This window comes from Clostridium sp. MCC345 (assembly GCF_018785345.1).
GTDB lineage: Bacteria > Bacillota > Clostridia > Lachnospirales > Anaerotignaceae > Anaerotignum_A > Anaerotignum_A faecicola.
Window position 1 is genome coordinate 1 of the sequence record NZ_WQPP01000013.1, and the last position, 1,036, is coordinate 1,036.

The window sequence follows — 1,036 nt, forward strand, 5'->3', positions numbered from 1 at the left end:
GTAGTAATGGAACAGAGATACGGCAAGGTTCAGAACGTAGGTCTGGAACTTGTTGGTGAAGCTACAAGACTGAAAGAAGATCTGAAGGATGACGTAGTAGCAGTACTGCTGGGTCATGATATCAAAGGCGAAGTTGACAAAATCTTCCACTATGGTGCTGACAAGGTTGTCCTGGTTGACGATCCCATGCTGAAGGACTATGTAACAGAACCTTACACAAAGGCTGTTTGCGAAGTTATCAAAGCATTTGATCCCGAAATCATGCTGTTCGGTGCTTCTTCCATCGGTCGTGACGTTGCTCCCCGTGTAGCATCTCGTGTAAAAACAGGTCTGGTTGCAGATACAACAGGTCTGAGAATGGCTAAGACACAGGAAGAACTGGACAAGGAAGCAGCAATGGGTAACGCAACACCCGAAAGAGCTCTGCTGATGACTCGTCCCGCATTCGGTGGTAACATCATGGCTACACTGATGTGCCCCAGAACAAAACCTCAGATGGCAACTGTACGTCCCGGCGTTATGAAAATGATCGCAAAGGACGAAACAAGAAAAGGCGAACTGGTTGAATTCAAGGTAGATTTCACAGCAGCAGACATGAACGTTGAAATCGTTGAAGCTGTTAAATCCGACAAGAAATCCGTTGACCTGACAGAAGCAAAACTGATTGTTTCCGGTGGTCGTGGTGTTGGTTCCGCAGAAGGCTTTGATGTAATCAGAGATATGGCTGATGCACTGGGCGCAGAAGTTGGTTCTTCCAGAGCATGTGTAGACGCTGGCTGGATTGAAAAAGACAGACAGGTTGGTCAGACAGGTAAGACAGTACGTCCCGACCTGTACATGGCATGCGGTATTTCCGGTGCTATCCAGCACGTTGCAGGTATGGAAAACTCCGAACTGATCATCGCTATCAACAAGAACGAATCCGCTCCTATTTTTGAAGTAGCTGACCTGGGTATCGTTGGCGATCTGAAGCAGATCCTGCCTAAACTGGCTGACGCTGTAAGAAAATACAAAGCAGCAAAAGCAAACAGCTAAT

Annotated in this window: 1 protein-coding gene; it reads left to right on the plus strand. The window is 47.1% G+C overall.

Translation table 11 applies throughout. The features are described 5' to 3' along the window. A partial coding sequence (locus tag GPK49_RS04065) for an electron transfer flavoprotein subunit alpha/FixB family protein (RefSeq protein ID WP_288691105.1) occupies positions 1 to 1,035 on the plus strand: 1,035 nt, incomplete at its 5' end. Position 1,036: the final 1 nt, after the last annotated feature.